Annotated in this window: 5 protein-coding genes and 1 pseudogene; 3 read left to right on the top strand and 3 right to left on the bottom strand. The window is 63.6% G+C overall.

The genetic code is table 11. The annotated features are described in order from the left end of the window. From NW863_RS09295 to carA, 3 genes and pseudogenes are all read left to right on the top strand, one after another. Nucleotides 1-315: pseudogene (locus NW863_RS09295) on the top strand (PddD domain-containing protein); the annotation flags it as partial. 5 nt (nt 316-320) lie between these two features. Beyond that, on the top strand, nt 321-887 hold the full coding sequence (locus NW863_RS09290) for a Tfp pilus assembly protein FimT/FimU (RefSeq protein WP_414365922.1): 567 nt from the start codon (nt 321-323) through the stop codon (nt 885-887). A 96-nt stretch (nt 888-983) separates the two neighbouring features. Further along, nucleotides 984-2,174: a glutamine-hydrolyzing carbamoyl-phosphate synthase small subunit gene (gene carA / locus NW863_RS09285; protein ID WP_414365921.1), complete on the top strand. Its 1,191-nt coding sequence runs from the start codon at nt 984-986 to the stop codon at nt 2,172-2,174. Nucleotides 2,175-2,182: 8 nt separating this feature from the next. On the opposite strand, the gene NW863_RS09280 is transcribed toward carA, so the two are convergent. The 3 genes from NW863_RS09280 to NW863_RS09270 form a co-directional block, all read right to left on the bottom strand. Then, the gene (locus tag NW863_RS09280) at nt 2,183-3,715 is read right to left on the bottom strand and encodes a UDP-N-acetylmuramoyl-L-alanyl-D-glutamate--2,6-diaminopimelate ligase (protein ID WP_414365920.1); all 1,533 of its coding nucleotides are present in this window, start codon (nt 3,713-3,715) and stop codon (nt 2,183-2,185) included. A 69-nt stretch (nt 3,716-3,784) separates the two neighbouring features. Then, nucleotides 3,785-5,551: an ABC transporter ATP-binding protein gene (locus NW863_RS09275; RefSeq protein ID WP_414365919.1), complete on the bottom strand. Its 1,767-nt coding sequence runs from the start codon at nt 5,549-5,551 to the stop codon at nt 3,785-3,787. A 59-nt stretch (nt 5,552-5,610) separates the two neighbouring features. Then, nucleotides 5,611-6,789: a 1-deoxy-D-xylulose-5-phosphate reductoisomerase gene (locus tag NW863_RS09270; RefSeq protein WP_414365918.1), complete on the bottom strand. Its 1,179-nt coding sequence runs from the start codon at nt 6,787-6,789 to the stop codon at nt 5,611-5,613. Nucleotides 6,790-7,050: the final 261 nt, after the last annotated feature.

Raw genomic sequence — 7,050 nt, 5'->3', positions numbered from 1 at the left:
CAGGTTGCACCCGCTTGCCCGCAGGGCTATGCCTTTGGCGGTGGCAAACCCAACGGCGTCACCTTCTCAGGGTTGGCAGATAACCAGAACGACGTGGGCTTCTACGTCTGCGTGCGGCGCAGCCCCGGCGCCGACCGACCCCAGGATGTGATCATTAACATCACGGCCACGGCCATGGAGCGGGCCAACCCCGGCCTCTTCCGCCGCTATATCCAGGATGCCACCAGCGTCGATATCTCAGAGGTGTCGCGCTACCTGCTGCCGCTGCAAACTCGGGTTCTTGCCCGCGGTGTTATCAACCGTCAACTCTCCTAGGGGGAATGTCCACCATGTTGGCCTTGGAGAAAAAAACCATTGGCCCGGCGCGGCCGCTTCGATCCCAGGGCTTCACGCTGATAGAAGTCCTGGCGGTGGTGGTCATTATCGGCATTGTGGCCGGGCTGGCCGTCCCTTCCGGAATCAACATCTGGGCGCGCATCCAATTGGAGGACGCGCAAAACAAGGTGGAGCGAGCCCTGCGCACCGCCCGCACCAACGCCAGAGCCTCTCTCCAAGGCCGCGCTTGGGTGGTTGAAATCGACAACTCAGATCCGAGTGTCCCCACGCTGGTGATCCAAGACGAGGAAGGCCTTTGCGATGAGCCGATCCCTTGTCAGCGGGTGCGCCTGAATAATTTTGTAACTGTAACTAGTACCTTTGCCAACGAAAGAGGGAGGGCTGTTTTCGACTCGGAAGGGCGGGCGCGTCAACTGGGGCGCTTTGTGGTTAGCAGCACCTACTCCCAGGGCGAAAACCGCTGCGTGGTGGTGAGCACTTTGATCGGCACCCTCCGCAAGGACAACAGGCCAGAATGTGGCAACGTGGCCGACGAGGCAGAGGAAGGATAGTTGGGGTAGGATAGTCAGGCTGTTCATCCCGGCCTATTGCCCTCACCCCCGGCCTCTCTCCCAAGGGGAGAGGGGAGTTGTCTAGGTTCACAGGTTATGGTCTCCTCAACTCTTGAAGCACCGGAAAAAGTTTTCCCCTGGCAAACTCGGCAGCCGGCTCTGCTGGTGCTGGCCGATGGCACGGCCTTTGCCGGCTGGTCGTTTGGAGCAGAGGGCACGGCGGTGGGTGAGGTGGTGTTCAACACAGGCATGACCGGCTACCAGGAGGTGATGACGGATCCAAGCTACCGGGGGCAGTTGATCACCTTCACCTACCCGGAATTGGGGAACACGGGGGTAAACGACCTGGATCAGGAATCGGCACAGCCCCAAGCCGCCGGGATCATCGCCCGCAACGTGTCGCGCCTGGCCAGCTCCTGGCGCGCTACGGGGACGCTGCCTGACTACCTCAAGCAGCACGGGATCCCGGCCATTGCCGGGGTGGATACGCGGGCCCTGACGCGGCGGCTGCGCTCGCAAGGGGTAATGAACGGGGCCCTCTCAACCGAGATCTTGGATCCGCAGGCGCTGCTAGAGCGGGTGCGCCAGGCCCCTGCCATGCAGGGGCTGAGCCTGGTGGCAGAGGTGACAACGCCCAAGCCCTACGAGTGGCTGGAGCCCACCCCCGCCGATTGGGACTATGGCCGCAGCCAAGGGATCCGGATCCCGGATCCCCCTTTGCGGGTGGTGGCGCTGGATTTTGGCATCAAGCGCAACATCTTGCGCCGCCTGACTCGCTACGGCTGCCGCGTGATGGTGTTGCCGGCCCACGCCAGCCCGGAGGAGATCCTGAGTTACAACCCCGATGGGATTTTCCTCTCCAACGGGCCCGGGGATCCAGCGGCAGAGACAACGGCCATCCGCACCACCCAGGCGCTGCTGCAAAGCGGGAAGCCAATGTTTGGCATCTGTCTGGGCCACCAGATCCTCAGCCTAGCTCTGGGCGGATCCACCTACAAGCTGAAGTTCGGCCACCGCGGCCTCAACCACCCCTGTGGGCTGGAGCAGAAAGTGGAGATCACCAGCCAAAACCACGGCTTTGCGGTAAATGCCGCTTCGATCCCGGCGGAGGAAGCGGAAATTACTTACCTTAACTTCAATGACCGCACCGTGGCCGGGATCCGCCACCGCCACCTACCTTTGTTTTCCGTGCAGTATCACCCAGAGGCCAGCCCCGGCCCCCACGATGCCGACCATCTCTTCCGGGAGTTTGTGGAGCTGATGCTGCAGAAGAGAGGGCAGGAGTAGCCTAACCCTCACCCCCGGCCCCTCTCCCTGAGGGAAAGGGCGGCACGGGCCTCTTCCCGGTCGTCGAAGTGGATCTTCTCGGTGCCTAGGATCTGGTAGTCTTCGTGGCCTTTGCCAGCAATCACCACCGTATCACCTGGCTGGGCCTCCAGGATGGCCAGGCGAATGGCTTGGCGGCGATCCACTTCCACCGCCCAGGGGGATCCAGGGATCCCGGCCAAAATGTCCTGCAGGATCCGCTGCGGATCCTCTGTGCGGGGGTTGTCGGAGGTCACCACCACCTGATCGGCCCAGGTGGCGGCAATGCGGCCCATCTGCGGGCGCTTGCCCCGGTCGCGATCCCCGCCACAGCCAAAGACGCAGATCAGCCGGCCTTGCACTTGCGGGCGCAGGGCCTTGAGCAGGTTTTCCAGCCCATCGGGGGTGTGGGCATAGTCTACGATTACCGTGATGTCCTGCCCCGGCAGGCTCACCCGCTCCATCCGCCCCGGCACACCGGGAAAACGGGGCAGGGCCGACTGGATAACCTCAACCGGGATCCCCAGGTGCAGCGCCACCCCTACTGCCGCCAGCAGGTTGGCCAGGTTGAAGGATCCCACCAGCGGCGCTGCCACAGCAAAGCTGCCCAAAGGGGTGTGCAGGGTTGCCTGCAGGCCGTTGGGGTGAAGTTGAACGTCGCTGGGCCAGAGGGCAGGGATCCCTTCCAAAGGCCGGAGGGAATAGGCCCAGGGCTCCAGAGGGGCTGGGATGGCTTCGAGCAGCCGCCGTCCGCCCTCGTCGTCGGCGTTGACCACCGCCCGCCCCTGCAAGTACTCCAGCCGGAACAGGGTGGCTTTGGCCTGCCAGTAGTTTTCCATGCTGCCGTGGAAATCCAGGTGATCCTGGGTGAGGTTGGTCCAGACGGCAGCGGCAAAGCTACACCCCCAAGCCCGATCCTGGGCCAGGGCATGGGAGCTGACCTCCATCACCGCCACCTCGGCGCCGGCTGCCTTGGCTTCTCTCAGGCTGCGCTGCAGCTCCAGCGGAAACAGGGTGGTGTGGGGGGCTACCTGGCAGTGGCCGGGCCAGCGGTTGTAGAGGGTGCCCAGCAAGGCAGTGGGGCGACCGGCAGCCTGCAGCAGATGTTCGATGAGATGGGTGGTGGTGGTTTTGCCGTTGGTGCCCGTCACCCCTACCAAGGTAAGCTGGCGGGCCGGAAAGCCATAGAAGGCTGCCGCCACCTGGGCCACAGCCCGGTTCAAGCCAGCGCGGGGCCACACCAAAATGGGCCGACTGCTCCCTTCAGCCTCTCCGCTGACTTGCTTCCACGCCTCCTGCGAGATGAGAGCCGCCACCGCTCCTCCGGTAAGCGCCTCCTGGACAAACTCGCCGCCATCGACACGGGATCCCGGCATGCCCAAGAAGAGATCCCCGGCCTGCACCTGGCGCGAGTCAGTGCACAGACCCCTGACCTGCACCCCCTCCAGGGATCCCTGGGCCAACTGGGGTTGGATCCCGGCTTGGCCGAGCAATTGGCGCAGATCGATCCCGTTGCTTCCCATGCTTTTGCCCCTCCCCACAGCTTTGCAGCTTAGGGTAGCCGCTGGGCCGGCTTTCTGGCCAGAGAAACCCTAGGCCAGGGCCTCTTCCAGCTTTTGCTTGGCCCAGAGGCGGGCGTAGAGGCCGTCGGCATCGGCCAACAACTGGGCATGGGATCCCTGCTGCACGATGCGACCTTGGTTCATGACCCAGATCTGATCCGCCTCCACCGCCGCCGTGAGGCGATGGGTAATCAAGATCACCGTTTTCTGGGCCGTGGCCTGGCGCAGGTGGCGGAGAATGGCCTGGGCCGTCTCATTGTCCACGCTGGAGAGGCAGTCATCCAAAATCAAAATCGGCGCATCCACCAGCAACGCCCGCGCCAGGGCCACCCGCTGCCGCTGGCCGCCGGAAAGGGTGATGCCCCGCTCCCCCACCAGCGTGTCGTAGCCCTTGGGAAAGTGGAGGATCTCGGCGTGGATGTGGGCGGCTTTGGCGGCCCATTCCACCTCCCAATCTTCCGCCTGGGGCTTGCCATAGCGGATGTTGTCCCGAACGGTGGCGCTGAAGAGGAAGCTCTCCTGGGGCACGTAGGCAATGGCGCGGCGCAGGGATCCCAGTTGAAGCTGGGTAATATCCTGCCCATCCAGAAACACTTGCCCCGGCTGGATCTCCAGCAGGCGGGGCAGGGCATTGGCCAGGGTGGACTTGCCCGCCCCAATCGGCCCCACCACCGCCACCAGTTGCCCCGGCTCGATGCAAAAGTGCAGATCCTGCAGCGCCGGCGTTGCGGATCCCGTATTGGCATAGGCAAAAGTCAGCCCCCTAGCCTCGATACGCCCCTGCACCTTTTCCAGAGGCAGCGGCAGAGCCTGGGGGGCATCGCGGATGGTGGGCTCCACCCGCAGCAAGGCGTCGATCCGCTCCAGGCTGACCTGGCCCCGCTGGTAGGCGGTGATGGTAAAGCCCAGCAAAGCGGTGGGAAATACCAGCCGTTCCACGTAGAGGGTGAGGGCGGAAAAATCCCCAATCGTCAGCCGCCCCGCGGCAATCTGCGGCCCCCCCACTGCCAACGACAGCAGCAGGCTCAGGCTAACCAAAGCCACCAGGGAGGGGAAAAGCAGGTTGCGGGTGAGGGCCAAGCGCAAATTGGCCTGCAGCAGCCGCTCGTTGCGGCGGCGAAACTCCCGCTGCTCGTGCTCTTCCTGGGCATAGACCTTGATCAGGGTGATGCCGTTCATGTCCTCCTGGATGAGATCGCTCAGATTGGCCAGCTCCTGCTGCACCTGAAGCTGCTCCTGCTGCAGACGGGTGCTGGTCAACTTCACCAGCCCCAGCATCACCGGAAACACCGATAGGGCCAAGGCGCTCAGACGTGGCTCAATACCCAACATGGCCGGCAGCGTAGTGCCGTAGGCAAAGATTGTATTGGCCAAATTGAGCAGGGCAAAGCCCAGTAGGCGGCGGACATTTTCCACATCGCTGGTGATGCGGGTGAGAATATCCCCGATGGTCTGCTGGGCAAAGTAGGAAGGCTGCAGGGTAAGCAAATGCTCGAAGATGGCCTGCTTGAGGCGAAACTCCACCTGCCGCCCTACGCCAAACATCCACACCCGCGAGGCAATGCGAATGCCCATCATCAGGGTGGAGACAACCAGCACCACCAGAGCGTAGAGGGCAATGCGGCTGGGCGACAGCGCGGCCAGGTTCTGGCTGAGATCATCGATGGCCAGCTTGACATACCAGGGCAGGAACACCCCCAGCCCGTTCACCACCAGCAGGGATCCAATGCCCAGCACCACCTGGCGCCGATAGGGGCGCAGATAATGGGCCAGTTGTCGGAGATGGGATCCCGCCACTCAGGTGCTCCTCCAGCTTCTTCCCACTCTAGCGCTGGGCCGGATCCCCCCGGTAGGGATTAGGCCAGAACCTGCGCTGGGGCCTGCTGCGCCAAGAGTTCCACCTGCTGGCGCGCCCAGGCATCTGCTTGCAAAATGTCCTCCAGGCTGGGGGCGGGGATGACCTGGTGCCGCTCACAGACCCGTTCCAGAAGGCGGGGGATATCCAAAAAACGAATGCGCTCTTGTAAGAACAAGGCCACGGCTGCCTCGTTAGCCGCATTCAACACCGCCGGCAGCGTCCCGCCCGCCCGCCCGGCGGCATAGGCCAGCTCCATGCAGGGATACTTGCGGTGATCCGGCGCCTTAAAAGTGAGGGATCCCAGCTTGACCAAGTCGAGGGAATCCCAAGGGGTGGTTAGGCGCTCCGGCCAACTGAGGCCGTAGAGAATGGGCAGGTGCATATCCGGCCAGCCCAACTGGGCCAGAACCGAGGTATCGGCCAGCTCAATCAGGGAGTGAACGATGCTCTGGGGGTGGATGAGGATTTCGATGTGGTCATAGTCTAAGCCAAACAGCCAGTGGGCCTCGATCACCTCCAAGCCCTTGTTCATCAGGGTGGCCGAGTCGATGGTGATCTTGCGCCCCATCACCCAGTTGGGGTGTTTGAGGGCATCCGCCAGAGTTGCCCGATCCAGTTGCTCGGCAGGCCAATCGCGAAACGCCCCCCCTGAGGCTGTCAGCCAGATGCGGCGCAGGGATCCCGGCGGCACCCCCTGCAGGCATTGAAAGATGGCCGAATGCTCCGAGTCCACCGGGATGAGCTTGACGCCGTGCTTTTGCACCAGGGGCAGCACCACCGGGCCGCCTGCCACCAGGGTCTCTTTGTTGGCCAGGGCAATGTCCTTGCCGGCGCGGATGGCGGCCAGCGTAGGCAAGAGGCCGGCACAGCCAACGATCCCGGTCACCACCCGCTGGGCCGCGGGGTGAGCCGCCACCTGACACAGCCCCTCCGTGCCCGCCACCAACTCCGGCAGGGGTCGCATCCCGGTCAGCAGCGACCGCAGTTCCGGCAGCAGCTCCTCCCGGCCAACGGCCACAATCTGGGGGCGAAACCGCCACACCTGTTCCGCCAGGAGGGTAACATTGCTGTAGCTACTCAAGCCGACAACCCGAAAGCGATCGGGATACTGGGCCACCAAGTCCAGAGTTTGGGTGCCAATCGAGCCGGTGGAGCCGAGCAAGGTGATAGCCTGCATGGGTGATCCCTTTGCACTGGAGTGTCTGGGTTGCCAAAGAATGGCGGCCTGCCGGCGCGGACTTCCCCTGGCACAGCGTGCCCTGGGCTCCACCTCACAAGGGCTAGACCTGCCTCTCGCCCTTCATATTATCTTTGTCTGTGCTAGGCTGCTCTCCTAAGTTAAGCACCTCCGCGGGGATGCCGCGGTGGCGCTAGGGATCCGCCAAAGGCTAGCCTTTGGCCAACTGAGAGCCCAGCCCCTAAGCAAGCAGGGCTGATA

This window comes from Synechococcus sp. B60.1 (assembly GCF_047462555.1).
In the GTDB taxonomy this organism is placed as follows: domain Bacteria; phylum Cyanobacteriota; class Cyanobacteriia; order Thermostichales; family Thermostichaceae; genus Thermostichus.
This window is presented reverse-complemented; position numbering and strand designations above follow the sequence as displayed.

Coding starts and splice junctions, on each gene's coding strand:
- NW863_RS09270 (WP_414365918.1), bottom strand. CDS start 6,789: ATGCAGGCTATCACCTTGCTCGGCTCCACCGGCTCGATTGGCACCCAA.
- NW863_RS09290 (WP_414365922.1), top strand. CDS start 321: ATGTCCACCATGTTGGCCTTGGAGAAAAAAACCATTGGCCCGGCGCGG.
- carA (WP_414365921.1), top strand. CDS start 984: ATGGTCTCCTCAACTCTTGAAGCACCGGAAAAAGTTTTCCCCTGGCAA.
- NW863_RS09280 (WP_414365920.1), bottom strand. CDS start 3,715: ATGGGAAGCAACGGGATCGATCTGCGCCAATTGCTCGGCCAAGCCGGG.